Below are 24,774 nucleotides of genomic sequence, written 5' to 3' on the forward strand. Positions count from 1 at the left end.
GGCCTTTGCGGGCGCGCGATGCCCGCGTTCTACCTAACCCTGATCGCGGTCCTGCTCGCCGGTTTCGGTGCGCGGGACCAGATCACCATCGCGTCCCTTTCCGCGCGGCAGGGGCAGAGGCCCGGCGTCCTGCTGGCGGCGCTGCTCAGTGCGGGGCTGACGGCCGCTGCCGCCGCCTGGGCGGCGGGGTTCATGCTGGTGCAGCTGCCGCCTCCGGCGCGCGCGATCTTTGCAGGAATCGCTCTGGCTCTGGCCGGACTCGAATCGCTGGCGCTGGTGCCACGTCGCCGCCTTGCCGAGCCGACCAATTCGCTGGGCGCGCTGCTCTTGGTCCTGCTCGCCAGCCAGATCACCGATGCGGCGCGCTTCCTGATCCTCGGCATGGGCGTGGGCATGGCCGCGCCGATCGCATCGGGCGCGGCAGGGGCCGTGGGCGGCGCGATCCTGGCGGGCACAGCCTGGGCGGCGCCGCAGATTCTGGACGGCACGGCGGCGCGCTGGACCCGGCGGATCGTCGGGGGCGTGCTGGTTGTAGCGGCGCTGATCCTGTTCCTGAGGGAATTTTCGATACTCTGATCGAAAAATCATTTCGAACCGGGGGTTCATTTCCGCATTCATAAATCTAAATAGATCACGGAACGAGAAACCCGACTGCAACGAGGGAACCAACGGCATGACTTCCAAGGACAATTCCAAGGCCGCTCTGATCGACAGCCTGAACGGGCTGCTTGCCGATACCTTCGCGCTCTACGTGAAGACCAAGAATTTCCACTGGCATGTCCGCGGCCCGCAGTTCCATGACCTGCACCTGCTGTTCGACGCGCAGGCCACCGAAGTGTTCGGCCTGACCGACCTCATTGCCGAGCGCGTCCGCAAGCTGGGCGGCACGACCCTGACTTCGATCGGCTCGATCGCCGCCAAGACCTCGATCAAGGACGAGGACGATACGCGCCTCGATGCCATGGCCATGGTCAAGGAACTGTTCGAGGACAACTCCGCCTATGTCGCCAGCCTGAAGGCGACCAAGGAACTGGCGGGCGAAGCCGGCGACAATGCCACCGACGGCATCATCGACGACTGGACCGACCAGGCCGAACAGCGCGCCTGGTTCCTGCGCGAAATTATTGCCTGATACCGAATCGGGGCTCTCCCCTGTTGAGCCCCTGTGTCGCCGGTGCGGACACGCTGTCCCTTTGCGGGGCCGCTCCGGCAAAAGGATGGCGTCGTTCCTTCTCGGGGGCGGCGCCTTTCCTTTTGCCGGCACCCTGAAATGCCCGCTTGGGCATTTCGCGAAGAGGCTTTAAGCCTAGCCTCATGCCCAAACTCGAAATCATCGAAGACGCCGACGACGGCGTTATCGCCGAATGGTTCGCGGCGCGCCTCCGCGCCGCGCTGGCGACCAGCCCCGAAGATATCGCGATCACTGTGCCGGGCGGCTCCACGCCCTTCCCGATCTTCGACCGTCTGGCGGTGATGGACCTGCCCTGGCACCGCATCGCGGTCTGGCCGGGGGATGACCGTATCGTCGATGAGGACCATCCCGCCAGCAACGTCGGCAAGATCCGCGCCCGGCTGGAACCCGCAGGCGCGCAGATCGTGCCGCTTGCCGAGGACGCCCAGCCTCCGCACTTCGCCATCGCCTGGCTCGGCATGGGCGGCGACGGGCACGTCGCCTCGCTGTTCCCCAACACCGATCCGCAAGTGGACGATGCTTACGCGGTGCGCCGCCTGACCCCCGATCCGCTGCCGCCCGAAGCGCCTTTCGACCGCCTCAGCCTGACCATCCCCGCGCTGACCGACAGTGACGAGATCATGTTCGTCATCCGGGGCGCCGACAAGCGCGCCGTGTTCGACGCCGCCGTGAAGGGCGAACACGACCTTCCGGTAGCCCGCCTGCTGCGTGCCGCGCGGCACAAGGTGACGTGTTTCTGCTGAACGCAGTCCTCCACCGGCTTCCGGCGCCCCTGCACCGGAAGCTCTACCGGCTGGCCCATTGGGGCCGCAAGCAGGTGTGGCGGATATGGCGGCCCAGCCTCGACGGTGTGCGGGTGCTTGCTCTCGACGGCGAGGGCCGGGTGCTGCTGGTGCGCCACTCCTACGGTTCGGATCGGTGGATGCCGCCGGGCGGCGGGCTGGGCCGGAGGGAAGACCCGGTGGCGGCGGCGCGGCGTGAGCTGTTGGAGGAAACCGGCTGCGCGTTGTCCGATGCCCGGCTTCTGGCGATAGCCACCGAGGACCTTGTCGGCGCCAGCAACCATGTCCACGTCGTTGCCGGGCGGACGGGCGACCTGCCGCGCGTGGACGGCCGCGAGATCGTCGAGGCCCGGTTCTTCTCCATGGATGCCTTGCCGCAGCCGATGGCGGCGCGGCTTCCGGCGGAATTGCGGCAATGGGTGAGCGACTATGCGAGGTAACGGCGCGCGGGATGATGGCGTCTATCGTGACGGAATCCTTCTCGAAACCCCGCGCCTGCGGCTGCGTCCGCCCGTCGCCGCCGATTTCGAGCCGATGCGCCAGATGTTCTGCGATCCGCAGGTCGTGACCCATATCGGCGGCAGCCCGCTCTCCCGCGCGGAGGCCTGGGGCCGCTTCCAGCGGGACGTCGGGCACTGGGCGCTGGAGGGCTTCGGACAGTTCACCCTGCTGGAGAAATCGTCGGGCCGCTACGTCGGCAAGCTCGGCCATGCGAAGTTCCTGCGCGATCTCGGGCCGAAGGCCGGGGCGGAAATCGAGATGACCTGGACGCTGGCCTCGGGCTTCCACGGGCAGGGCTATGCGGCCGAGGCGGGGCAGGCGGCCCTCGCCTGGTTCGACGCGCAAGGACCGCGCCGCACGGCCTGCATCGTGGCAGAAGCCAACTTGCCCTCGCTAAGGCTGGCGGAAAGGCTGGGTTACCGCGAAGTGGACCGGCTTTCCGGTGACGGCTGCACAAGGGTCGTTCTGGTGCGCTAGGATAAATTCCTAAAGCAGGGACAGTTGCCCGTCCCGTGGCGGCGGCGCTTCGTTTTCGCCGCGCGCCAGCGCGGAGAGCGTCAGGCCCATGAGGCGGATCGGCTGGGGCAGCGGCAGCAATTCTTCCAGCAGCGCATGGCCGATGCCGCCAAACTCGGCCTTGTCGGCCACGAAGTGATGCATCGACCGCGCGCGGGTGAGCGTGGTGAAGTCGGCATAGCGCAGTTTCAGCGTCACCGTGCGGCCGCGGGTTTCGGCGCGTTCCACCCGGTCCCAGACCACGTCCACGATCGTGTCCAGCGTCTCGCGCAGGGCCTCGGCTGTCTCGATGTTGTCGAAGAAAGTGCGCTCGCCGCCGACGGACTTACGGGGCCGATTGGCCCGGACCTGCCGCAGGTCCACCCCGCGCGCGGCCTGGAACAGATATTCCGCGAAGCTGCCGAACTGGGCGCGCAGGAAGGCGAGGTCCTTGGCGCGCAAGTCCGCGCCGGTCTCTATGCCGAGCCGCGCCATCTTCTCCGCCCCGCGCGGGCCGACGCCGTGGAAGCGGCGCACCGGCAGCCCCGCCACGAAATCGGCGCCCTGGCCGGGGCGGATTACGCAGAGTCCGTCGGGCTTGTTCTGGTCGCTGGCGAGCTTGGCGAGGAACTTGTTGTAGGACACCCCGGCGCTGGCGGTCAGACCCGTTTCGGCCTTGATGCGGCGGCGGATCTCCTCGGCGATGCGGGTGGCCGAGCCGATGCCCTTGAGGTCGGCGGTAACGTCCAAGTAGGCCTCGTCCAGCGAGAGCGGTTCGACGTGGGGGGTATAGTCGTGGAAGATCGCGCGGATCTGCTGGCTCACCGCGCGGTAGACTTCGAAGCGCGGCTTGCAGAAGATCAGGTCCGGGCAGAGGCGCAGGGCGCGGGCGGAAGGCATGGCCGAACGAACCCCGAAAGTGCGGGCCTCGTAGCTGGCCGCCGCCACCACGCCGCGCCGGGAGGAACCGCCCACGGCAACCGGCTTGCCGCGCAGCGCGGGATCGTCGCGCTGTTCGACGCTGGCGTAGAAGGCATCCATGTCGACATGGATCACCTTGCGCAGGCCGTCCGCTTCCTCTTCGGCGGTCGATTCGGTTTCGCGCGATGCCATCCCGGCGATATAGGGCCGATATCGGCAAAAGCGCCATCCGGCGCGCGAAAATGCTGGCCAGTGCGGCCGCGGTGCTGCATGCGCCGGACATGACCTCCGACACAGCGAATCCCGCACCCTTTCCGATGCGGGGGGTCGAGTTCGTCGTCCTCATGGCCGCGCTTCAGGCTCTTCAGGCGCTCTCGATCGATATCATGTTGCCCGCCCTTGGCGAGATCAGCCGCGACCTTTCGGTGCCGGATCCGAACCAGCGCCAGCTGATCGTAGGCGTGTTCCTGATCTGCACCGGGCTGGGATCGCTGTTCCCCGGCGCCATCGCCGATCGCTACGGGCGCCGCCCGGTGCTGCTTTTCGCGACGGCGGCCTATGTGCTGAGCGCGCTTGCCTGCGCGCTGGTCACCAGCTTCCCGATGATGCTGGCGGCGCGGGCGGTGTCGGGCCTGTGTACTTCGGCGCTGATGGTCATGCCGATGACCGTCATCCGTGACCGTTTCGAGGGCGATCGCATGGCCAGCATGCAGTCGCTGGTCTCGATGACCTTCATGGTCGTGCCGATGATCGCGCCGATGGTGGGTCAGGGGGTGATGCTGGTGGCGGGCTGGCGCTGGATCTTCGGCCTGATCGCCGTGCTGGGCGCCTGCGTCTGCGTCTGGACCGCGCTGCGCTTGCCTGAGACGCTCCATCCCGACTACCGGCAGGAAATCCGCCCGAAGGTGATCGCCGCCAACATGGCGCTCACCCTGCGCACGCGCGAGGCGGTGGGCTACTTGTTCGGCGTGGCTTTCGTGCAGGGCGCGATGTTCGGCTATATCAACAGCGCGCAGCAGCTGGTGGCGGAGCACTTCGGGGCCGGCTTTTTCTTCCCGGCGGTGTTCGGCGGCATGGCGCTGGTCATGGCCTCGACCAACTTCGTCAACTCGCGGATCGTCCAGCGTTTCGGCGCCCGGCGCGTCTCGCAGACGGCGCTGTTCGGCTATATCGCCAGTTCGCTGCTGCACTTCGTGCTGGCGCTGAACGGCGAGACGCTGTGGGTCTTCATCCCGCTCATGACGTTTTCGATGTGCATGATGAGCTTCATCGGCTCGAACTTCCAGTCGATCGCGATCCAGCCTTTCGCGCGCACGGCAGGGGCGGCGGCCTCGATCATGTCGTTCGTGCGGATGGTGATGGGATCGGTGCTGGGCGCGCTGATCGGCCAGGCCTATGATGGCACACCGCGCCCGATCCTGGCCTCGATGGTGGCGGCGGGGCTGACGGCGCTGATCTTCGTGCTCTATTCGGAACGCGGAAAGCTGTTCCGGCGCCTCAATTACCCTCCGGGCTATTACGCGGCGGGCAAGCGCCCCTGAGGTGATGGGGGCGTAATCGCCCCCCGTTCCTATGCTAGACCGCTCGGCCGCCCCGGAACAGCTGGACGAGGCCGACGACGATGGCGATCACCAGCAGGACGTGGATCAGCGCGCTGGAAACGTGGAACACCACGAAACCCAGCAGCCAGAGGACCAGCAGCACGGCGGCGATGGTGAAGAGCATGGCTATTCTCCCTAATTGTTACGAAATGTAAACGCGCGGGCCGCTGGGAGGCTCCCATCCTTTCGCCGTAGTTTTCATGGTGTTCGTGGCAGACGGCCATCCAGTCGCTTCGTCTCAGATGCGGCGCGGGGCGGCAGGTCGGCGGGGCCGGACGGCTTGCCCGCCGCTCCGAGTCGCGGCACCGTCACCTTGCGACCGCGAATCGCCCTTGAGGGCATTCCGCCGCGAGTCTTTCGGGTCCACCGCCCTCGCAGAGCCGCAACAGGGCCGCGAGGGGAAACGCCGGGGTTCATTCTCCAAGGATGTAGAAGGGGGCCATCCTTTGGAGATCTCTCCGCCGTCATCCTGAACTCGTTTAGCTTCGCTGGCCTTCGGCTCAGGATCCATCTTGCCGATGGAACGGCCGTTGATGGTCAGAAATGGATCCTGAAACAAGTTCAGGATGACAAGTGTCTGGCGCAGGAGTCGTGAGGGAAGATCGGCCTTCCCTTGCCTCAGGCCCGGGACAGCGCGCGCAATTCCCGGCGCGACAGGGTGGGGCGGGGCGCTTCGCCTTCCGGTTCGTTGGCGGTGCGGGCTTCCTGCAAGGCTGCCCAGACATGGGCCAGCTTCTCGCTGCGGGTCGTGCTGACCCGGTGATCCCAGGCATGGGCGCCGAGCCGCTCCACCTCGCGGGCTATGCCGCCGTAGATGTTCGCGGCCGAGAGCACGGCCCAGCGCTGGCGGAAGGCCAGTCTCGTCGCCCCCACGCGGGCCGATCCCTCGTAGTCCCGCGCCAGGGCGCAGGCGCGGGCGATCATCGGCACCAGGGCGTGGCGGTAGTGCGGCTTGGTGACTTCGCCGGGGGGAATGTCCGCCTCCACCAGCCATTCGATCGGCAGGTAGCAGCGCCCATTGGCATCGTCTTCCCAGACATCGCGCACGATATTGGCGATCTGGAAGGCAATGCCGAGGTCGCAGGCGCGGTCGAGCGTATCGTCGTCCCCGGGCGCGACGCCCATTACGGCGGCCATCATTACCCCCACCGCCCCGGCGACATGGTAGCAGTAGCGCAGCATGTCCGCCTCGGAGCGCGGGCGCCAGTCGGCGGCGTCGAGGGCGAAGCCCGCCAGCACGTCGTCCACCATGGCGGCGGTCAGCGGCACTTCGCGCATGAGCTGGCCGAGCGCGTCGAAAGCGGGCGTGCCGGTGCTTTCGCCCGCCATGGCCAGTTCGGTCAGGGTGCGGATCGTCGCCAGCCGGTCTTCGGGGGAGAGCCGGGTGCCGAGGCGCACCGGGCCGATGGCGTGGCCATGGTCCTGCTCGTCGGCAATGTCGTCGCAGGCGCGGCACCAGGCATAGAGCAGCCAGACCCGCTCGCGCGTTTCGCGGTCGAACAGGCGGCTGGCGGCGGCGAAGCTCTTCGATCCCTTGCGGATTGACCGGCGCGCTTCCTTGACGAGGCGCGCGCGGTCCAGCGGTCCGGGACGGACGGCGGCGCCGCTCAGGGCCGCTTCGAGCAGCTTCTCAGTCGGCACCGGCAGGCCTCGCCGAAGACCGGCCCGAAGACTGGCCCAGAGACCGCCCAGGAAACCTCACAGCGTGCTGGCGTCCATCTTGACGATCGGGACGATCGGTTCGTGGGCTTCCATGCGTTCCAGCAGGAGGTCGAGTTCGCTTTCCGCCAGGATGATGCCCTGATGGGCGGGGCGCACGAAGCCGACTTCGGCCATGTGGCGGTTGAAGGCGAGCAACCCGTCGTAGAAACCGAAGGAATTGAGCACGCCGACCGGCTTGTCGTGATAGCCGAGCTGGGCCCAGCTGACCGCTTCCCACAGTTCGTCCATGGTGCCGACGCCGCCGGGCAGGACCAGGAATCCGTCCGACAGGCGGGTGAATTCGGCCTTGCGCTCGTGCATGGTCTTGACGACGTGAAGCTCGGTGCAGTCGTGGTTGGCCACTTCGCCGCCCTTGCCGTTCGCGCCGGTGAGCGCTTCGGGGATCACGCCGATAACTTCGCCGCCCTGTTCCAGCGCACCGGCCGCGACCGCGCCCATCAGGCCGAGGCGGCCGCCGCCATAGACCACCCCCACGCCGCGCGCGGCAAGGGCGGCGCCCACGTCGCGGGCAAGCTGGACGTAGCGGGGATCGGCGGGGGTGGCGGAGCCGCAGTAGACGGCGATACGTTTCATCACTCAGGTAGCCTTCAGTTGCACCCGCGCGCCGTCCGGCAGATCGCGGGTCTGCCGGGCGAGGTCGCCGGTCAGGTAGATCAGGTCGACGAGGTCGATCCTGACCAGATTTTCGGGCTCATAGTCGCCCGAGAGGATTGCGGAAAGCGTGCGGCTATAGACTTCCCCGAGCGCGGTGAAGCCAAGCCGCTGCGTGGCGGCCTCCACCAGGGCATCGGCGCGCCAGATCGCCCTGGTTTCCGCGCTGGCCATATGGGTCTGCGCGGCGGCTTCGTCGCCAAGGCGCGTCACCGCGAGGATATCGGGATCGACGTAGTGGTAGACGCCCTGGGTGTCGATCGTCAGCACATGGCCCATCAGGCTATGCGCCACGTCCTCGGCGAATTCCACGCCGGTCCAGCCCCAGGCAGTGTTGAGGGCATGGACCAGGCGGCTCACTTCAGCCCCTCCAGCATGAGCTTCGCGGTGGCCTTGGCCGATCCGACGACACCCGGAATGCCGGCGCCGGGATGGGTGCCTGCCCCCACGAGGTAGAAGTTCCTCAGCTTGTCGTCGCGGTTGTGCCCGCGGAAGTACGCGCTCTGGGTCAGCAGCGGTTCTAGGCTGAAGCCGTTGCCCCTGTAGGCGCCGAGGTCCGCCTCGAAGTCCGGCGGGGCATAGTGGAATTTCGTGACGATGCGGTCGTCGATATCCGGGATCAGGCGGCGGCCGACTTCGGCCAGCACGCGCTTTTCGAGGATCGGGCCGACTTCCGCCCAGTCGATCGGCAGCTTGCCCATGTTGGCCACCGGGACGAGCGCGTAGAACGTGCTCTTTCCGGCCGGGGCCAGCGAGGGGTCGGTGACGGTCGGGTGGTGGAGATAGATCGAGAAGTCGCGCGGCAGCACGCCGTGCTCGAAGATGTCGTCGAGCAGGCCCTTGTAGCGCGGGCCGAACAGGATCGTGTGGTGCGGGATGCCCGGCCAGGTGCCTTCGAGGCCGAAGTGGACGACGAAGAGGCTGGGCGAGAAGCGCTTCTGCTTGAGCTTGTGCGCCATGTCGCGGCCGCGCTGGTTCCCGGACAGCAGGTCGCGGTAGGTATGCATGATGTCGCCATTGCTGGCGATGGCATCGAAGCGCTGTTTCCAGCCGCTTTCCGTCTCGACTTCGGTAACCTGATCGCCCAGCGTATGGATCTGCGCGACTTTCTCGCCCAGTCGCAGTTCCCCGCCGAGCCGCTGGAACAGCCGGGCCATGCCCTGCGCCAGCTTGTTGGTGCCGCCGCGCGCCCACCAGACGCCGCCGTCCTTTTCCAGCTTGTGGATCAGCGCGTAGATCGCGCTGGTGGTCATCGGATTGCCGCCGACCAGCAGGGTGTGGAACGAGAGCGCCTGCCGGAGATGCTCGTCCTTCACGTAGTGGCTGACCATCGAATAGACCGAGCGCCAGGCCTGGTAGCGGGCGAGCGCGGGGGCGGCCTTGACCATGCTGGAGAAGTCCAGGAAGGCCTCGTGCCCGAGCTTGACGTAGCCTTCCTGATAGACCCCGGCGGCATAGCGCAGGAACTCGTCGTATCCGGCCATGTCCTTGGGGGCGACGCGGTCGATCTCGCGCCGCAGGGCCAGTTCGTCGTTCGAGTAGTCGAAGGTGACGCCGTCCGTCCAGTTGAGGCGGTAGAACGGCATGACCGGCATCAGGTCCACGTCGTCGGCGATATCCTGCGAGGACAGCGTCCAGAGTTCGCGCAGGGCATCGGGATCGGTGATGACGGTAGGCCCGGCATCGAAAGTGAAGCCGTCCCGCTCCCAGGCGTAGGCGCGGCCGCCCACTTTGTCGCGCGCCTCGACCAGCGTGGTTTCGATCCCGGCGCTCTGCAGGCGGATGGCGAGGGCGAGGCCGCCGAAGCCCGCCCCGATGACGCAGGCCTTCTTCATCGCAGGTCACCCGCGCGGCCAAGCTGTGCGAGCGGATAGCCGCGTCCCGCCAGGCTGGCCATTGCCGCGCCTACCGGCACCGGCGGTTTGCCCGCCAGCACCCGCGCCATATCGGCCAAACCCGGACGGCCAGCGTAAAAGCGTTCGATGAGCCCTTCGGGCAGCGTGTAGAAGCGCTCAAGCACCGCCCGGCGTTCCTCCGGGCGAGCGGCCCCGAACAGCATGCGCGTCAACATCCGGTAGAAGCGCCCCCCGCGCCAGTGATTTGCGGCCCATGAATGACTCCTCCTTCCTAGGCTGACGCCGGAGAGGTTGTCGAGAGTGGTCAGGTGCATGGCAAATCTTACAGCATCGGGAAAGGAATAGGATGTCATCGGATTGACGAGCGCGGCCCGCGTTCCGGCACGGGCAACGCCGGGGTCGGGCGCGGAGTTCCAGAATTTCTCGAAATCGCCGCCCGCGATCACCGGCAGCACGCCGGTTTCCTCATAAGTGACGGAATCGATGTGCCAACCCATGGCATCGGCGTAATCCCCCACCCGTTTGCGCAGCACCGGCAGGTCGAGGCGGGGATCGTCCGAATAATACGTGTCCTCGACGAAGACCTCGCGCGGGGAAAAGGGCAGGCAATAGACGAAGCGGTAGCCGTCCAGCTGATCCACGCGTGCGTCCATCACCACCGGCCGCTCCAGCCCGTGGGGAACCGAAAGGCGCAGCATCCGCCCCAGGAACTTCTGCCAGCCGCCGGTCATATGCGGCAACCCGCGTATGCCGCGCGCGTCGATCACCGCCCCGGCGGCAATGGTCCTGCCATCGGCCAGCGCGACCCTGTCCGGGCTCGCCTCGGCGACTTGCGCGCCGGTCAGCAGGGCATTTGCGCCCAGTGACGCGCGGACCAGGGCATCGAGCTGCTCGCTCGTCACGCTGGCATAAGGCGTGGAGAGCAGGCGCGAATGGCCCGGGAAATGGACTTCGTACCCGCTCCATCGCCGCGCGATCAGCGGCTCCACCAGATCGCGGTGCGCGGGCGCGACGTCGGTTTCGAAGAAGGACCAGACATGGTCGCCGCCCAGCCGGTCCTCCTGCTCGACAAGCAGGATCCGCAGGTCCGGCCGATACCGGTTCATGGCGAGCGCGATCAGCGATCCGGCAAGGCCGCCGCCCAAAATTGCCAGATCTGAGGAAAAATTGGCCATTGAATACCGTTTAAGAGCAGGTTGTGCCTGCCGCAACTTGGCAGGGCGGGGGCTTTGCTGCATTGTCATGACAATGACCGAGGAATTGACCGTCTGCGGCGCTTCTATCGAAGACGCGGCAGGCATTACCGAGATCTATGCACATTACGTGCTCGAAAGTACCGCAACTTTCGAGACGGACCCGCCCGACCTTGCCGAAAGCGCGCGCCGGATCCGCGATATCGCCGATAGCGGCTATCCCTTCCTGGTTGTGCGCGAGGTTGACGAAGCGGGCGGTGAGGGCCGGGTCCTCGGCTTCGGTTACGCCCATCGCTACGGGCCGCGCGTCGGTTATCGCTACAGCGTGGAAACCACGATCTTCGTGGCACCGGACTGCATCGGCCGCGGCATCGGCGGGCGGCTGTTGGCCAGCCTGCTGGACGAATGCGAAGCGCGAGGGTTCCGGCAGGCTTTCGCCGTCATCGCCGAAAGCGAACCGGCCTCCGTGGTGCTTCACGCCCGCGCCGGTTTCCGGCCGGTAGGTACGCTGGACCGGGCGGGCTGGAAGCACGGCAAGTGGCTCGACGTCTTCATCATGCAGCGCCAGCTTGGAGAGGGCGACCAGACCCTGCCGGAAATGCAATCCTGAGCGGGAGGCCTGTTCAATCCCCAAGGACCTGCCGGATTCGTTCCTGCAGCGCGGGCAGGACCTCCTCTTCGAACCAGGGATTGCGGCCCATCCACAGGCGGCTGCGCCAGGCCGGGTGGGGCAGGGGGAACAGGCCCTCCGGCGCATCCTGCCATCGGCGCACCGCCTCGGTAAGGTTGGGTGCGAAGCCGCGCGGGAGATAGCGCTTCTGGGCATATTGGCCGACCAGCAGGGTCAGGCGGACGCGGGGCAAAGCCCTGCGCAAGGCATCGTGCCAGCGCGGCGCGCACTCCGGCCGAGGGGGCAGGTCGCCGCCCTTGCCCTTGCCGGGGTAGCAGAAACCCGTGGGCATGTCCGCAACCCGCGACGGATCGTAGAAAGTGCCCACGTCGATCCCGGTCCAGTCACGCAGACGGTTGCCGCTGTCGTCGTCGAAGGCCTTGCCGCTGGCGTGGACCTTGCTGCCGGGCGCCTGCCCGATGATCAGCAGCCGCGCTTCCGTGCCCGCCTGAACCACCGGACGCACGCCATGTTCGAGATCGGGCGCGCAGATCCGGCAGGCGCGGACGGCTTCGAGCAGGCCGGGAAGATCGCTGGGGAGGGACATCTCTGCTATCGCAGATGGCGCGGCTCCGGCCGGTCTGCAACCGTCTGCCGGATGCGGGAATCATGATGTCATATTCTCAACCGATAAGGTTGATAATCTGGCCCTGCCATCGCTAGATGGAAAATTCCTTTAGGTTACGGAGCTTGCCATTTGAATACCCGGAATGGAAACGGCGCGCTTCCTGTCGCCATCGTCGGTGCGGGGTTCAGCGGAACCCTGCTGGCGATCAACCTCCTGCGCAACGGCGTGCGCGTCGTCCTGATCGAGCGCAAGGATGCCCAGCTTGCCAAGGGCCTGGCCTTCGGGACCCGCTGGCCGGAGCATCTGCTGAACGTCCGCGCCGCCAACATGAGCGCTTTCCCGGACGATCAGGCCAATTTCCTGCGCTGGATCGGCCATAGCGGCGACGAGCAGGCCAATCGCTTCGTGCCGCGCCTGTCCTACGGCCTCTACTTGCGCGAACTCCTGATCCGCGCGCTGGCGGAAGCCGGGCAGAACGCGCTGATCGTCAATGCCGAGGCCTGCTCCACCCGTTTCGAGGATGGCCGCGTCGTCGTGGAAATGGCGGACGGCGACGAGATCGAGGCCCGCGCGCTGGTGCTGGCGCTCGGCAACTTCCCGCCTTCGCCGCATCGGGTGCTCTCCGCCATCCCGGAGGACCGCCGGTTCACCGATCCCTGGCAGCCGGGCACGCTGGAGCGGATCGAAGAGATCGACCATGTCCTGCTGGTCGGCACCGGCCTGACCGCGGCCGACATGGTGCTCTCGCTCGACAAGGCGGGCTTCAGGGGCCGGATCACCGCGCTTTCGCGGCGGGGCCTGAAGCCGCATGCCCATGCCGAGAGTGGCCCTGCGGTGGACTACGTCCCCGCCCCGGAAGAGCGCGGCTCGCACCTCGTGCGCCGGGTGCGCAATCGCGCTGCGGAGATCGGCTGGCGCGCCGCCGTGGACGAGCTTCGCCCCCATACCCAGAACCTCTGGCGGCGGCATGACGAGGCGGGACAGCGGCGGTTCCTGCGCCATGCACGCCCCTATTGGGACGTCCACCGGCACCGCCTGGCGCCCGACGTGGCCAGGCGCCTGGCCGAGATCGAGGCGGAAGGGCGGCTGGAATTCGTCGCGGGCAAGCTGGTCAGTGCCGAACCGACCGAAACCGGCGTCGCGGTGGCCTGGCGCCCGCGCGGCAAGGACGATCTCGTAAGGCAGGAAGTCTCCCGCACCATCAATTGCACCGGCCCGGAAGGCGACCTGATGCGCAGCGGCGCGCCGCTGGTGAAGGATTTGCTGGCACAGGGCAAAGTGCGTTCGGACGCGCATCGGCTGGGGCTCGATGTCGATCATCTCGGCCGGGTGCGCGATGCGGAAGGCGCGCCGCAGGATACTCTGTTTGCAGTAGGGCCGGTCACCAAGGGCGAGGCCTGGGAGATCGTCGCGGTGCCGGATATCCGACGGCAGGTGTGGAACCTTGCGCGCTATCTGGCGGATGCGCATTGGGTTGGGGGTGAGGGGCTTTAAGGAAGAGAAGACCCGGGGGATGATCCCCCGGACCCTCGGAATGTCTACCTTGCGCGCGACCTAGCCGTTGTGCGCTCCCTGCGGCGCAGCCATTAAGTCTCCCGACGTTGCCATGAGCGCTCTACGGAGCCGGTCCGCGTGAACTAGACGGTAATGGGGGTGCAGGGGGTGTTGACCCCCTGCTTTTCCCTTTTCCTCAGAAGTCCTTGCGCAACATGATCCCCGCATAGCGCTTGTCGTCACGCGGCACGTAGCGGACGATCCCGGCGAGCGTGCCGTTGGCCAGGAAGTTGGAGTAGCTCTGGTTCGTGATGTTCTTCACGAAGCCGCGCAGCTGCCAGTCGCCGGTCGTGCCGATCAAGGCGACGCTGGCGTTCCAGATATAGTAGCCCGGCTGGATCGTGCCCGGCGTCTGGGCCAGCTGGTACTGGGTGCGGCTCTTGAGCGTGATGTCCGACTGCACTTCGAGGTCGAGCGAATCCGACAGCGCGAAGCGGTAGGCGGCGTTGCTGTAGAGCTTCCACTTCGGCGCGAAGGGCAGGACCTGCCCGTTGATGTCGCAGCTGGCCGGAGCGCCGGGGGGGCAGATGAAGTTCAGCACCTTCGCGTCGGTATAGGCCACCGAGGTATCGAGCGAGAGGCCCCGGATCGGGCGCAGGCCAAAGTCCAGTTCCACGCCCTTGGTCTGCACGGTGCCGGCGTTGATCAGGCGGGTGACCTGCGCGCCGCCGACCACGTCGTTGTAGTTGGCCTGGTAGTTGTGGAACTTGGTCGAGTAGACCGCCAGCGCGTAAGTGATCTGGTTGCCCAGCGCCGAACCCTTCACGCCGCCTTCGAACGAGTCCGAGGTTTCCGGCTTCAGCGCGATCTCGTCCAGCGGCGTCGTGGCATTCAGCGAACGCATGTTGAAATAGGCGTTGTAGGCCGGGCCCTTGTAGCCGCGCGAATAGGTGAAATAGGCCTGGTTGTTCGCTGCGAAATCGAGCTGGAGGCCGCCGCGATAGGAATCGCCGCGCGTCGAGGTGGAGCCGGCCGAATTGTGGTAGGCGCGGATGCCGGCTACGTCGAGCGCGGGCGCGCCCGAGTTCGTGGGGTCGTTGCTCGACGTGCGGACGTGGTAGTAGCTGAGATCGTCCCAGGTCGAACGGTAGCCCGCAATGGCGCGCAGCCAGGGGGTGAAGTTGATGTTGGCTTCACCGAACAGCGCGTAGTTGTCGCTCTTCACGCCGTAGTTCGCCACGCCCGTCACCACGTTTTCCGCGCCTGAGATCAGGCGCGTGAGCGAGCGGGTGTAGACCTCGTCGGTCTTGGCGTGGAGGTAATAGGCACCGACCACGTAGTCGATCAGCTTGCCCTTGGGTGAAGTCAGGCGGAGTTCCTGTGAGAACTGGCTGTTGTCGACCGTGCCGCGATCGTCGCCTTCCGGGAAGGTGGCGGAAAGCTGCGACAGGGCGTCGTAGTCCTGGTGCTGGCGGTTCTTCCACTCACGATAGGCGGTGATCGAAGTGACCGTATAGTCGCCCAGGCCCCACTCGGCGGTCAGCGAGCCGCCGTAGTTCCTGTCGCGCACGTCGGTGTCGAAGTCGGTGCTGACCTTGCGGTTTTCCGGGCCGGCGGCGATGCCCTGCCCTGCCAGGAACGCGGCGAGCGCCGGGGACGCGGTGATGGCGCCGGTCGGATACTGGATCTGGTTGGTGTTCGCGTAGACGCCGCTCGGCGTGGTGTCGTGCGAATAGAGGTAGTCGCCCGCGAGGGTGAGCTTGAGGTTGTCGGTCGGCGTCGCCTCGATCTTGGCGCGGGCGCCGTAGCGCTCGTAGCCGTTCACCTGGTTGCCGGTGGCGACATTGTGGACGTTGCCGTCGTAATTGGCATAAAGGCCGTCGATCCGGGCGGCGACGTTGGGCGCGATGCCGCCGGTGACGCCCGCCTTGATGCGGTATTCCTCATCCGTGGTGGCGGTGCCTTCGGCATAGGCATGGAATTCCTGCGAAGGCGCGGCGGTGACCACGCTGATGACGCCTGCCGAGGCGTTTTTGCCGAACAGGGTGCCCTGCGGACCGCGCAGCACTTCGATGCGGGAGACTTCGCCCACGTCCAGCGTGGCCTGGCCCGGGCGGGTCAGGACGACGCCGTCGAGCACGGTCGAGACCGAGGATTCGACGCCGGGCGAGGTGCTGATCGTGCCGACGCCGCGAATGAAGACGGTGCGGTCCTTGTTGGAGGCGCCGTTGCGGAAATCGACCGAAGGCACCGTGGCGCTGAGGTCCTGAAGGTTGTGGATGGCGCGGTCGTTCAGCGATTCGCCGCTGACTGCGGTGATGGCGATCGGCACCTGCTGGAGCGACTCGTCGCGGTAGCGCGCGGTCACGACGATCTCGCCCGAACCGGAGTCCGGGGCTTCGTCGGCATAAGCGGTTACCGGGAAAATGACCGCGGAAGCCAGCAGCAGGGTGCGGGCGGCGCGGAGCGGGGTCATGGTCATTAAGGTCTCCCTGAATCGCGCCGGACAATACTCAACCGTTTAAGTTGAGAAAGATAGTTTTCCTTTAGTCGCCCTATGCGCGGGATGAATCGGCGTCTTCTGCCGGGACGATTTTGGGCATGGTAAGCTGGATCCAGCCGAGTGCCAGCAGGTAGGAAACCGCCGCGAAGGCGAACAGCGGGCCATAGCCGAGCCCCGCCGCGAGCACGAGACCGGCGATCTTGCTGATCGCCGTGCCGCCCAGATTGCCGCAGAACGCGCCGAAGCCGGTCACGCGGCCCACCTTGTGGCGCGGCGTCACGTCGGCGATCAGGCCGAACAGGTTGGTTGAGAAACCCTGATGCCCCGCGAGTGTCAGCGCCATCAGGGCGACGGCGGGCCAGTAACCCTCGACATGGAGCGCCAGCGGTACCGGCACCACGCAGAGCGCGGAGATCAGCATCAGCGTCTTGCGCGTGCGATTGGCGCTCCACCCGCTCGACAGCAGGCGGTTGGCGGCGAAACCGGAGATCAGTGAACCTGCCGCCGAACCGCAATAGGCCAGCGCCAGCGGCGGGCCGAGCTCGGTGCCGGAAAGGCCGAACTGCCGGTTGAAGTAGTCCGGCATCCAGAACAGCATGAGCCACCAGGTCGCGTCCGACAGGACCTTGGCCAGCGCGATCGTCCAGGTGCGGCCTTCCTTGAGGAACAGTTTGTCGCCGGAAATGAGGTTGCCCGAACCCGCAGGCTGGCGGTCGCCGAAGTCCACCCCGCGCGAGGCGGCGAGCCAGGCCATGACCCAAACAAGCCCGACCGCGCCTGCCAGCACGAAAGCCGCGCGCCAGCCCCAGACCGCCGCCACCAGCGGGATCCCCAGCGGGGCCAGGATCGCGCCCAGGCTGTTCATCGCGTTCGAAAGCCCGAAGCCCAGCGAGCGCAAGTTCGGCGGAAAGATCGTCGCGATGGTCTTCACGCCCGCCGGCGTGCCCATCGATTCCGTGGCGCCCAAGCCGATGCGGCAGAGCACGAACTGGCTGAATGTATGCGCCCAGCCATGCGTCATCGCCGCCAGCGACCATGCCGCCACGCCCGCCGCGTTGGCCCACTTCGCGCCCAGCCGATCAACGATCCAGCCCGCCGCAAGGAAGCCGAAGGCGGCGCCCGCCTGGAACCAGGCGGCCAGGGTGCCGTAGTCGTCGTCGCTCCAGCCGAGATCGGCGGCGATCGTCGGCTTCAGCACCGAGATGATCTGGCGATCGACGAGATTGAGCACGCCCGCCGTCAGGGCGAGAGCGAAAAGCAGCCAGCGGCGGCGCGGGGAAAGGGTCATGCGCGGCGCGACCGGGTCTGGGAGAATTTCTGCATCGCGGATCGTCTAGCGACGGCGGGGGGCAGGGGCGAACAAGAAATTCTAGGGAGAAAAGTCCTGGGGGATGATCCCCCAGACCCTCGGAATGTCGACCTTAGGCGCTACTTATCGGTTCCGCGCTCCTTGCGGCGCAGCCATTACGTCTCCCGACGCCGCTATGGGCGCACGACGCGGTTGGCCCGCCTGACCTAGACGGTAATGGGGGTGCAGGGGGTGTTGACCCCCTGCTTTCTCCTTGTCCTTAAAAAGCCAGCGGCCCGTGATCGATCCGCGGCAGCACATGCCGCGCGAACAGGTCGGCCTCGGCGGCGTGCGGGTAGCCGGAGAGGATGAAGGCATCGATCCTGGCCTCACGATAAGCCTGAAGCTTCGCCAGCACCTGATCCGGGTCGCCGACGATCGCCGCGCCGCAGCCCGAGCGGGCGCGGCCGATGCCGGTCCAGAGGTTGTCTTCGGCATAGCCGTCGTCGCTGGCGGTTTCGCGCAGCGCGGCCTGTGCTTGCACGCCGACCGACTGCGAATCCAGCGAACGCGCGCGGATCGCCGCGCCTTCTGCCGCGTCGAGGCGCGAGAGCAGGCGGTCGGCGGCGAGGCGCGCATCGGCTTCGGTCTCGCGCACGATCACGTGGACGCGGTAGCCGAAGCGCAAGGAGCGCCCGTATTTGGCGGCGCGGGCGCGCATGTCGGCGATGGTTTCCTTCACCGCTTCCATGCGGTCGGGCCACATGAGGTAGACGTCGCAGCCCTTGGCGGCCACTTCGCGGGCGGGCTCGGAGAGGCCGCCGAAATAGAGCGGCGGGCATTTCGAGCCCGGCGCGATCATGCGCGGGGCGTCGAGCTTGAGGTTCCAGAAGCGGCCCTGATGGTCGAGCGACTGGCCCGAGAGAAGGGTGCGCAGGATCTCGATGGCCTCGGTCGTGCGCTCGTAGCGGGCGCCGCCGTCGAGGGTTTCGCCGGGCATCTCGCTGGAGATGATGTTTATGTTCAGCCTACCACCGAGGATCTGATCGATGGTGGCGATCTGGCGGGCGAGCTGGGCGGGCCACATCTCGCCGATGCGCACGGCCATCAGCAGCTTGATGCGGCGGACCTGCGTGGCGATGGCGGCGGCGAAGGCGGTAGTGTCGATGCCGAGCGCATAGCCCGAGGGTAGCAGCACGTTGTCGAAGCCGCCTTCCTCAGCCGTCGTCACGATGTTGCGGCAATGCTCCCAGCTGGAGCGCAGCATCGGGTCCGGCTGGCCGAGGAACTCGTAGTCATCGTCGCAGAGCGCCGAAAACCAGCTGATCTCGCAAGGATCGCGTGTCACGGCAGGCGTGCTCCCATCGAGGCTTCGAGCACGGCATACCATTCCGAAGCCGTCCATTCGACCTTCAGGGCATCGCGCGAGGCGAGAATGCGCTCGGGGGTTTGCGAGCCGACGATGGGAATGGCGCGCGAGGGATGGGCCATGATCCACGACAGCGCCGCAGCGGCGGCATCGGTGCCATAGCGCGCGCCCTGTGCAGCTACCAGCTTCGCTACCGGGTCTTCCGAGCCCGCAGCCAGTCGTCCGCCGCCCAGCGGCGACCATGCTAGCACCGCCACGTCGCGGGCCATCGCCTGGTCCAGCGTGCCGTCATAGAGCGGCGCATAGCGCGCGGCCGAGAATTCCGGCTGGGTGGAGACGATGGGGAAGGGCAGGTAGGCCTGGAGCGCTTCGAATTCGGCGGGGCTGTAGTTGGAGACGCCGATCGCCTTGACCTTGCCGCTCTCGACCATGGCGGCGAGGGTTTCGGCCACGTCGCGCGGGTGGGCCAGGAAGTCGCGGCGGTGGATCTGGTAGAGTTCAACCGAGGGCAGGCCAAGGCGTTCGAGCGAGGCTGCGAGCGCCTTGTTCAGGTAGTCCGGGCTGGAGTCGTAGGGAATGCCCAGCACGATGCCGCCCTTGGTGGCGATGGTCATGCGGTCGCGCAGGTCCGGGCGGGCAGCGAGCGCCTTGCCCAGCAGCACTTCCGCACCGCCGAAGCCGAGCGCGGCGTCGCAGCCGTAGATGTCGGCGGTGTCGAACAGGGTGATCCCCGCTTCAAGCGCCGCTTCGATGCGGGCGACGATGGCGCCGATATCGTCGTTGCCGTCGGGTCGGGCGAGCCGCCACATGCCCCAGGCAATCGGAAAAACGGAAATTCCGCTCTTGCCGAGCGGGACGGGTTGGGCCGATAGGCGCAGCGTCGTTGGGGAGGTCATGGACCGCCACATGACACATGGAGTCGTGAAATGGTAGAGACGCTGCGTTACGGAATTGTCGGCACCGGGATGATGGGTGTCGAGCACATCCACAACCTCAAGATCCTCGAAGGCGCCGAAGTGGTCGCCATCGCCGATCCCGAGCCGACCTCGCTCGGCTGGGCCAAGGACGCCCTGGGCGAAAAGGCCGAGGGCGTGGCCGAATATGCCGACAGCGCCAGCATGATCGCCAATGCCGGGCTCGATGCCGTGGTGGTCGTCTCACCGAATTTCACGCACCGCGACGTGCTGGAGCCGCTGCTGGACAGCGACGTGGCGATCCTCTGCGAAAAGCCGCTCTGCACGACGATGGAGGATGCCCGCTGGGTCGTCGAGCGCGCGGAGGCCTGCAAGGCCCCGTTCTGGACCGGCATGGAATACCGCTTCATGCCGCCAGCCAAGGCCTTCATCGACGAGATCCACGGCGGCAAGGTCGGCCGCCTGCACATGCTCTCGATCCGCGAGCACCGCTTCCCGTTCCTGGTGAAAGTGCGCGACTGGAACCGTTTCTCGGTCAATACCGGCGGCACCATGGTGGAGAAGTGCTGTCACTTCTTCGACCTCATGCGCCTGATCACCCGCTCGGAGCCGGTGCGGGTCTATTGCTCGGGCGCGATGGACGTGAACCATCTGGATGAGCGATATGACGGCCGCCAGCCCGACATCATCGACAACAGCTTCACCACCGTCGATTTCGCGGACGGCAGCCGCGCGCTGTTGGACCTCTGCATGTTCGCGGAAGGGGCCGAGCACCAGGAAGAGATGAGCGCGACCGGCGACAAGGGCCGCCTCGACGTGCTGATCCCACCGGGCGATCTCGTCTGGTCGCCGCGTGTGGGCTGGCCGGGGCCGAAGTCGGTGGAGCGCTGGCATGTGGCGGTGGACGAAGCGGCGATGGACGCCGGATCGCACCACGGCGCGACGTTCTATCAGCATGAGGCCTTTGCCCGCGCCGTTCGCGGCGAGGGCGAGGTTCAGGTGACGGCGCGCGACGGACTGATGGCAGTGGCCATCGGCGCTGCGGCGGAACTGAGCGCGCGCGAGAAGCGCGTGGTGGAAATGGCCGAGCTGCTGGGCTGAAGGCCTGAAACCTTGGATTGATGTCGCCCCGGTTCCGTTCGGGGCGACAAGGCTCGGGCGGGTTCAGGCACCGGCAACCCGCACCTTCATCAGGGACGACGAATAAGGCGCGACCAGCTCTGCCGCGCGCTTCCAGTCGCCGCGCAGCCAGATATCCTGGGTTTCGGGGGGAAGGATCACCGGCATCGTGTCGCGCCCCTCGCTGCGCAGGGCGGCGTTGGCCTCGCAAGTGAGCAGGGCGAAGCTGGGCACTTCGCTGTCCTTCCACACCCCCGCCATCGCAAAGATCGGCTGGTCGGCGGCGCCGAACCAGCACTGGCGGCGCTTGCCGTCGCGCGGATCGACCTTGCCCCATTCCATGAAGGCACTGGCGGGCACGAGGCAGCGGAACTCGCTGTTGCGCAAGTTGCCGATCCAGAACGGGCTTTCCAGATTGCGCACGGTGAGGATGCCGTGGCGCCTTTCATCCCAGCCCTGCGGCGGCGGTGGTACGCCCCAGAGGCGCGGGATCATCCGGCGCGGCAGGCGTTTTTCCGGGCGCGGACCCGCCACGAACTCGCGCCCCATGGTGATGACGGGCGCAAAGCCGCCCGCCGAAACCGGGCCGCCGGGCCAGGGGTCGTCTCCCGCCTCGGCACCGAACGTGCGGGCGACTTCGCGGGCGGCTGCGTCGAGGCGATAGATCATCGGCATGTCTGTTGGAGGACCTAGACGGCTGGGAAAGCCGCGTCTATCGTCCCGCCATCCCCGGGGAGCCTGTGCCCAAGGTTTTCGCTATTGCGAAAGCCGAAAGGAAACAAATGGCTGAGAGGGGCAGGTCACGCTGCCCGACCCGTTGAACCTGAACCCGTTAACACGGGCGGAGGGAAGGGCGGGCCACAGGACTATTCTTGTCGCGACCTTTCTTTCGTCCATAAGTCGAAGGAAAATCGCTTATGGCCGACATCAACTCCAAGCTGGAGATCGGCGTTACCACCGGACCCATTCGCGGGTCGAAGAAGATTCATGTCGGGCCGCTTGGCGTTGCCATGCGGGAAATTCACCTTGAGCCCGGTTCGGGCGAGGCGCCGGTTCGTGTCTACGACACTTCCGGTCCCTACACCGATCCGAACGTCACCATCGATATTGCCGCCGGTCTTGCCGCCAAGCGCCGGACATGGATTCTCGCCCGCGGCGACGTGGAGGAATACGACGCCCGCGCGGTGAAGCCGGAGGACAACGGCCAGCTCGGCCCGGACCGCTCGGGCGGAGTCCCGGCGTTCCCCAACGTGGTGAAGCGCCCGCTGCGTGCGAAGCCGGGCATGAACGTCAGCCAGATGCACTACGCCCGGCGCGGCATCATCACGCCGGAGATGGAATACGTCGCCGAGCGTGAGAACCTTGGCCGCGCAATGCTGAAGGAATATGCGCGCGACGGGCAGGACTGGGGTGCGGCGATCCCGGACTACGTCACCCCCGAATTCGTGCGCGAGGAAGTGGCGCGCGGCCGGGCGATCATCCCCTCCAACATCAACCACCCCGAAAGCGAGCCGATGGCGATCGGCCGCAACTTCCTGGTGAAGATCAACGCCAATATCGGCAACTCCGCCGTCGCCTCGGACGTGGCGAGCGAGGTCGACAAGATGGTCTGGTCGATCCGCTGGGGCGCGGACACGGTGATGGACCTCTCCACCGGCCGCAACATCCACGACACCCGCGAATGGATCATCCGCAACTCCCCCGTACCGATCGGCACCGTGCCGATCTATCAGGCGCTGGAAAAGGTCGGCGGGATTGCCGAGGACCTGACTTGGGAAGTCTTCCGCGACACGCTGATCGAACAGGCCGAGCAGGGCGTGGACTACTTCACCATCCACGCCGGCGTGCGCCTGCCGTTCGTGCCGCTCGCCGCCAAGCGCGTGACCGGCATCGTCAGCCGGGGCGGCTCGATCATGGCCAAGTGGTGTCTTGCCCATCACCGCGAATCGTTCCTCTACGAACGCTTCGACGAGATCACCGAGATCATGAAGGCCTACGACGTCGCCTATTCGCTGGGCGACGGCCTTCGCCCCGGCTCGATTGCGGACGCCAATGACGAGGCGCAGTTCGCCGAACTCTACACCCTTGGCGAACTGACCAAGCGCGCCTGGGCGCAGGACGTGCAGGTGATGATCGAGGGGCCGGGCCATGTGCCGATGCACAAGGTGAAGGAGAACATGGACAAGCAGCTTGAGGCTTGCGGCGAGGCGCCGTTCTACACCCTCGGGCCGCTCGTGACCGACATCGCGCCGGGCTACGACCACATTACCAGCGGCATCGGCGCGGCCATGATCGGCTGGTACGGCACGGCGATGCTCTGCTACGTCACGCCCAAGGAGCATCTCGGCCTGCCGGACCGCGACGATGTGAAAGTCGGCGTCGTCACCTACAAGCTGGCCGCCCATGCCGCCGATCTGGCAAAGGGCCACCCCGCCGCCAAAGTCCGCGACGATGCGCTGTCTCGCGCCCGTTTTGAATTCCGCTGGCGCGACCAGTTCAACCTCAGCCTCGATCCCGACACCGCCGAGCAGTACCACGACCAGACGCTTCCGGCCGAGGGCGCCAAGTCCGCGCATTTCTGCTCGATGTGCGGGCCGAAGTTCTGTTCGATGAAGATTTCGCAGGAAGTGCGGGACTTCGCGGCGAAGCAGAACCAGCCCTCGACCGGCTTCATCGCCGCAGAGGAGGGCGGCAAGCTGGCCATCCTTGAGGCCGAGGCGGGCATGGCCGAGATGAGCAAGGTGTTCCGGGAAACCGGCAGCGAACTCTACATGGGCTCGGGCGGGCGCGAGCACGATTGAGAAACGTCGTCGTCCCGGACTTGATCCGGGACCGCTGGCCATGAACGGCCTACATTGCGGCAAGGCGCTTATCCGCGCCGAACCGCCTCAAGAACTGCCAGCGGTCCCGGGTCGAGCCCGGGACGACGACTTTCTCTTTCGGCAGGAAATCCTCTTCGCGAGAATCGATTGCGCTGGTATTCAGGCTCTCCCTCTGGAGAACCTGAATGTCCCGCAATGCCAATGGCGACTGGATGAAGCTTGCCCATGACAGCTACTGGCTCTGGGCCGAATCCATGATGGTCATGGGCATGCGCACCACGGACATGATGACCGGCAGGGGCAGCAACCGCGAAAACGTGCTCATGGTCACCGAGAAGCTTCAGGCCAATGCCGAACTGGCGATCAAGCTGGCCACCGGGGGACTGACTTCTCCCGAACAGACCGCGCACAAGGCGGTGCGGCACTACCGCAAGCGGGTGACCGCCAATCGCCGCCGCCTTTCGCGAAAGAAGACCCGGTGAGCGGGAAAGCGCCCGGGGAGATCCACGTCGGCATCGGCGGCTGGAGCTACGATCCCTGGCGCGAGACTTTCTATCCCAAGGGCGTCTCCAAGGCGCGCGAACTGGAATATGTCGGCCAGCACCTGACCGGCACAGAGATCAACGCCACGTTCTATGGCCGCCAGAAGCCGGCCAGTTTCGCCAAATGGCGGGACATGGTGCCGGACGGTTTCAAGTTCGCGCTCAAGGGCTCGCGCTATTGCACCAACCGTAAAAATCTAGCCGAAGCGGGCGAGAGCGTTACCAACTTCGTCGAGCAGGGGATCGTCGAGCTTGGCGACAGGTTGGGACCGATCAACTGGCAACTGGCCGCCACCAAGAAATTCGATCCCGACGAGATCGCGCAGTTCCTGGCCCTGCTGCCGGAACGGCAGGACGGCCTGCCGCTGCGCCACGCCATCGAGCCCCGGCACGAGAGTTTTCGCGACCCGGCCTTCGTCGATCTCGTCCGCAAGGCAGGGGTTGCCGTGGTCCTGGCCGACAGCCCCAAGTATCCTGCGTTCGAAGAAGCGGCAGAGGCGGGGTCTTTCGTCGTAAGCGCGCATTTCGTAGCACGCCGTTTCCGGATGCGGTGCGGCCATCATAGTTGACG

The 24,774-nt window shown here is 66.5% G+C and carries 25 protein-coding genes and 1 riboswitch; of the genes, 12 read left to right on the forward strand and 13 right to left on the reverse strand.

Features of this window, described 5'->3' with window-relative positions; translation table 11 throughout:
• The first annotated feature begins 18 nt into the window (after nt 1–18).
• From NTCA1_RS14355 to NTCA1_RS14375, 5 genes are all read left to right on the forward strand, one after another.
• Entirely contained in the window at nt 19–576 is a 558-nt protein-coding gene (locus tag NTCA1_RS14355; protein ID WP_159831011.1) for a hypothetical protein, read from the forward strand.
• A gap of 97 nt (nt 577–673) precedes the next feature.
• The gene (locus NTCA1_RS14360; protein WP_086491173.1) at nt 674–1,132 is read left to right on the forward strand and encodes a Dps family protein; all 459 of its coding nucleotides are present in this window, start codon (nt 674–676) and stop codon (nt 1,130–1,132) included.
• Between the two features lie 182 nt (nt 1,133–1,314).
• Nucleotides 1,315–1,935 (forward strand): 6-phosphogluconolactonase, encoded by a 621-nt coding sequence (locus tag NTCA1_RS14365; RefSeq protein ID WP_159831012.1) that lies wholly within the window; start codon nt 1,315–1,317, stop codon nt 1,933–1,935.
• Complete coding sequence (locus NTCA1_RS14370; RefSeq protein ID WP_159831013.1) at nt 1,923–2,414, forward strand: NUDIX domain-containing protein; 492 nt, start codon at nt 1,923–1,925, stop codon at nt 2,412–2,414. The genes NTCA1_RS14365 and NTCA1_RS14370 overlap by 13 nt, the downstream gene beginning before the upstream one ends.
• Entirely contained in the window at nt 2,404–2,952 is a 549-nt protein-coding gene (locus NTCA1_RS14375; RefSeq protein WP_159831014.1) for a GNAT family N-acetyltransferase, read from the forward strand. Before NTCA1_RS14370 ends, NTCA1_RS14375 begins: the two co-directional genes overlap by 11 nt.
• A gap of 9 nt (nt 2,953–2,961) precedes the next feature.
• Here the strand turns inward: NTCA1_RS14375 and dinB are convergent, their stop codons facing one another.
• Nucleotides 2,962–4,083 (reverse strand): DNA polymerase IV, encoded by a 1,122-nt coding sequence (gene dinB / locus NTCA1_RS14380; protein ID WP_159831015.1) that lies wholly within the window; start codon nt 4,081–4,083, stop codon nt 2,962–2,964.
• Between the two features lie 50 nt (nt 4,084–4,133).
• Between dinB and NTCA1_RS14385 the strand changes: the two genes are divergently transcribed.
• A complete protein-coding gene (locus NTCA1_RS14385) occupies nt 4,134–5,432 on the forward strand; it encodes a multidrug effflux MFS transporter (protein ID WP_374705191.1) in 1,299 nt (432 codons plus the stop codon).
• 34 nt (nt 5,433–5,466) lie between these two features.
• Here NTCA1_RS14385 and NTCA1_RS14390 read toward each other — a convergent pair whose 3' ends face one another.
• The 6 genes from NTCA1_RS14390 to crtY all read right to left on the reverse strand — a co-directional run bounded on the left by NTCA1_RS14390 (nt 5,467) and on the right by crtY (nt 10,896).
• Nucleotides 5,467–5,616: a lmo0937 family membrane protein gene (locus NTCA1_RS14390; protein WP_021232111.1), complete on the reverse strand. Its 150-nt coding sequence runs from the start codon at nt 5,614–5,616 to the stop codon at nt 5,467–5,469.
• A gap of 494 nt (nt 5,617–6,110) precedes the next feature.
• Entirely contained in the window at nt 6,111–7,073 is a 963-nt protein-coding gene (locus tag NTCA1_RS14395) for a phytoene/squalene synthase family protein (RefSeq protein ID WP_159831035.1), read from the reverse strand.
• A 117-nt stretch (nt 7,074–7,190) separates the two neighbouring features.
• Nucleotides 7,191–7,787 carry a TIGR00730 family Rossman fold protein gene (locus NTCA1_RS14400; RefSeq protein ID WP_086491377.1) on the reverse strand — a complete coding sequence of 199 codons (597 nt, stop codon included), beginning with the start codon at nt 7,785–7,787 and terminating at the stop codon, nt 7,191–7,193.
• Nucleotides 7,788–7,790: 3 nt separating this feature from the next.
• Nucleotides 7,791–8,225, reverse strand: a complete 435-nt coding sequence (locus tag NTCA1_RS14405; protein ID WP_159831016.1) for a hypothetical protein — start codon at nt 8,223–8,225, stop codon at nt 7,791–7,793.
• Nucleotides 8,222–9,700: a phytoene desaturase gene (locus tag NTCA1_RS14410; RefSeq protein WP_159831017.1), complete on the reverse strand. Its 1,479-nt coding sequence runs from the start codon at nt 9,698–9,700 to the stop codon at nt 8,222–8,224. The genes NTCA1_RS14405 and NTCA1_RS14410 overlap by 4 nt, the downstream gene beginning before the upstream one ends.
• On the reverse strand, nt 9,697–10,896 hold the full coding sequence (gene crtY, locus NTCA1_RS14415) for a lycopene beta-cyclase CrtY (RefSeq protein WP_159831018.1): 1,200 nt from the start codon (nt 10,894–10,896) through the stop codon (nt 9,697–9,699). Before crtY ends, NTCA1_RS14410 begins: the two co-directional genes overlap by 4 nt.
• A 67-nt stretch (nt 10,897–10,963) precedes the next feature.
• Between crtY and NTCA1_RS14420 the strand changes: the two genes are divergently transcribed.
• Nucleotides 10,964–11,524: a GNAT family N-acetyltransferase gene (locus NTCA1_RS14420; protein ID WP_236549328.1), complete on the forward strand. Its 561-nt coding sequence runs from the start codon at nt 10,964–10,966 to the stop codon at nt 11,522–11,524.
• A gap of 13 nt (nt 11,525–11,537) precedes the next feature.
• Here NTCA1_RS14420 and NTCA1_RS14425 read toward each other — a convergent pair whose 3' ends face one another.
• A complete protein-coding gene (locus NTCA1_RS14425) occupies nt 11,538–12,131 on the reverse strand; it encodes a uracil-DNA glycosylase family protein (RefSeq protein WP_159831019.1) in 594 nt (197 codons plus the stop codon).
• 150 nt (nt 12,132–12,281) lie between these two features.
• On the opposite strand from NTCA1_RS14425, the gene NTCA1_RS14430 reads away from it, so the two are divergent.
• The gene (locus NTCA1_RS14430) at nt 12,282–13,646 is read left to right on the forward strand and encodes an FAD/NAD(P)-binding protein (RefSeq protein ID WP_086491183.1); all 1,365 of its coding nucleotides are present in this window, start codon (nt 12,282–12,284) and stop codon (nt 13,644–13,646) included.
• A gap of 196 nt (nt 13,647–13,842) precedes the next feature.
• Here the strand turns inward: NTCA1_RS14430 and NTCA1_RS14435 are convergent, their stop codons facing one another.
• From NTCA1_RS14435 to NTCA1_RS14450, 4 genes are all read right to left on the reverse strand, one after another.
• Complete coding sequence (locus NTCA1_RS14435; RefSeq protein ID WP_159831020.1) at nt 13,843–16,128, reverse strand: TonB-dependent receptor; 2,286 nt, start codon at nt 16,126–16,128, stop codon at nt 13,843–13,845.
• 73 nt (nt 16,129–16,201) lie between these two features.
• Complete coding sequence (locus NTCA1_RS14440; protein WP_159831021.1) at nt 16,202–17,437, reverse strand: MFS transporter; 1,236 nt, start codon at nt 17,435–17,437, stop codon at nt 16,202–16,204.
• 280 nt (nt 17,438–17,717) lie between these two features.
• Complete coding sequence (locus NTCA1_RS14445; protein ID WP_236549329.1) at nt 17,718–18,785, reverse strand: LLM class flavin-dependent oxidoreductase; 1,068 nt, start codon at nt 18,783–18,785, stop codon at nt 17,718–17,720.
• Nucleotides 18,782–19,702, reverse strand: a complete 921-nt coding sequence (locus NTCA1_RS14450; RefSeq protein ID WP_236549330.1) for an aldo/keto reductase family oxidoreductase — start codon at nt 19,700–19,702, stop codon at nt 18,782–18,784. The genes NTCA1_RS14445 and NTCA1_RS14450 overlap by 4 nt, the downstream gene beginning before the upstream one ends.
• Before the next feature lie 30 nt (nt 19,703–19,732).
• Here NTCA1_RS14450 and NTCA1_RS14455 point away from each other — a divergent pair, with 30 nt between their 5' ends.
• Nucleotides 19,733–20,821 (forward strand): Gfo/Idh/MocA family protein, encoded by a 1,089-nt coding sequence (locus NTCA1_RS14455; protein ID WP_201282491.1) that lies wholly within the window; start codon nt 19,733–19,735, stop codon nt 20,819–20,821.
• 63 nt (nt 20,822–20,884) lie between these two features.
• On the opposite strand, the gene NTCA1_RS14460 is transcribed toward NTCA1_RS14455, so the two are convergent.
• Nucleotides 20,885–21,514: an SOS response-associated peptidase family protein gene (locus tag NTCA1_RS14460; RefSeq protein WP_236549331.1), complete on the reverse strand. Its 630-nt coding sequence runs from the start codon at nt 21,512–21,514 to the stop codon at nt 20,885–20,887.
• A gap of 45 nt (nt 21,515–21,559) precedes the next feature.
• Nucleotides 21,560–21,706, forward strand: a riboswitch (TPP riboswitch).
• Nucleotides 21,707–21,756: 50 nt separating this feature from the next.
• Here NTCA1_RS14460 and thiC point away from each other — a divergent pair.
• From thiC to NTCA1_RS14475, 3 genes are all read left to right on the forward strand, one after another.
• Entirely contained in the window at nt 21,757–23,640 is a 1,884-nt protein-coding gene (thiC, locus tag NTCA1_RS14465) for a phosphomethylpyrimidine synthase ThiC (protein WP_159831023.1), read from the forward strand.
• Nucleotides 23,641–23,846: 206 nt separating this feature from the next.
• Nucleotides 23,847–24,143, forward strand: coding sequence for a hypothetical protein (locus tag NTCA1_RS14470; protein WP_086491190.1), 297 nt, complete (start codon nt 23,847–23,849; stop codon nt 24,141–24,143).
• On the forward strand, nt 24,140–24,772 hold the full coding sequence (locus tag NTCA1_RS14475; protein ID WP_159831024.1) for a DUF72 domain-containing protein: 633 nt from the start codon (nt 24,140–24,142) through the stop codon (nt 24,770–24,772). The genes NTCA1_RS14470 and NTCA1_RS14475 overlap by 4 nt, the downstream gene beginning before the upstream one ends.
• The last annotated feature ends 2 nt before the right edge of the window (nt 24,773–24,774 follow it).

It is taken from the genome of Novosphingobium sp. TCA1 (assembly GCF_009811895.1).
GTDB classification, from domain to species: domain Bacteria; phylum Pseudomonadota; class Alphaproteobacteria; order Sphingomonadales; family Sphingomonadaceae; genus Novosphingobium; species Novosphingobium panipatense_A.

What these genes read in the sequence shown, in the direction of transcription:
- NTCA1_RS14425 (WP_159831019.1), bottom strand. Translation starts at nt 12,131, where the DNA reads ATGTCCCTCCCCAGCGATCTTCCCGGCCTGCTCGAAGCCGTCCGCGCC.
- thiC (WP_159831023.1), top strand. Translation starts at nt 21,757, where the DNA reads ATGGCCGACATCAACTCCAAGCTGGAGATCGGCGTTACCACCGGACCC.
- NTCA1_RS14385 (WP_374705191.1), top strand. Translation starts at nt 4,134, where the DNA reads ATGCTGGCCAGTGCGGCCGCGGTGCTGCATGCGCCGGACATGACCTCC.
- NTCA1_RS14375 (WP_159831014.1), top strand. Translation starts at nt 2,404, where the DNA reads ATGCGAGGTAACGGCGCGCGGGATGATGGCGTCTATCGTGACGGAATC.
- NTCA1_RS14435 (WP_159831020.1), bottom strand. Translation starts at nt 16,128, where the DNA reads ATGACCATGACCCCGCTCCGCGCCGCCCGCACCCTGCTGCTGGCTTCC.
- NTCA1_RS14470 (WP_086491190.1), top strand. Translation starts at nt 23,847, where the DNA reads ATGTCCCGCAATGCCAATGGCGACTGGATGAAGCTTGCCCATGACAGC.
- NTCA1_RS14410 (WP_159831017.1), bottom strand. Translation starts at nt 9,700, where the DNA reads ATGAAGAAGGCCTGCGTCATCGGGGCGGGCTTCGGCGGCCTCGCCCTC.
- crtY (WP_159831018.1), bottom strand. Translation starts at nt 10,896, where the DNA reads ATGGCCAATTTTTCCTCAGATCTGGCAATTTTGGGCGGCGGCCTTGCC.
- NTCA1_RS14400 (WP_086491377.1), bottom strand. Translation starts at nt 7,787, where the DNA reads ATGAAACGTATCGCCGTCTACTGCGGCTCCGCCACCCCCGCCGATCCC.
- NTCA1_RS14390 (WP_021232111.1), bottom strand. Translation starts at nt 5,616, where the DNA reads ATGCTCTTCACCATCGCCGCCGTGCTGCTGGTCCTCTGGCTGCTGGGT.
- NTCA1_RS14355 (WP_159831011.1), top strand. Translation starts at nt 19, where the DNA reads ATGCCCGCGTTCTACCTAACCCTGATCGCGGTCCTGCTCGCCGGTTTC.
- NTCA1_RS14365 (WP_159831012.1), top strand. Translation starts at nt 1,315, where the DNA reads ATGCCCAAACTCGAAATCATCGAAGACGCCGACGACGGCGTTATCGCC.
- NTCA1_RS14440 (WP_159831021.1), bottom strand. Translation starts at nt 17,437, where the DNA reads ATGACCCTTTCCCCGCGCCGCCGCTGGCTGCTTTTCGCTCTCGCCCTG.
- NTCA1_RS14420 (WP_236549328.1), top strand. Translation starts at nt 10,964, where the DNA reads ATGACAATGACCGAGGAATTGACCGTCTGCGGCGCTTCTATCGAAGAC.
- dinB (WP_159831015.1), bottom strand. Translation starts at nt 4,083, where the DNA reads ATGGCATCGCGCGAAACCGAATCGACCGCCGAAGAGGAAGCGGACGGC.
- NTCA1_RS14450 (WP_236549330.1), bottom strand. Translation starts at nt 19,702, where the DNA reads ATGACCTCCCCAACGACGCTGCGCCTATCGGCCCAACCCGTCCCGCTC.
- NTCA1_RS14455 (WP_201282491.1), top strand. Translation starts at nt 19,733, where the DNA reads ATGGTAGAGACGCTGCGTTACGGAATTGTCGGCACCGGGATGATGGGT.
- NTCA1_RS14360 (WP_086491173.1), top strand. Translation starts at nt 674, where the DNA reads ATGACTTCCAAGGACAATTCCAAGGCCGCTCTGATCGACAGCCTGAAC.
- NTCA1_RS14460 (WP_236549331.1), bottom strand. Translation starts at nt 21,514, where the DNA reads ATGCCGATGATCTATCGCCTCGACGCAGCCGCCCGCGAAGTCGCCCGC.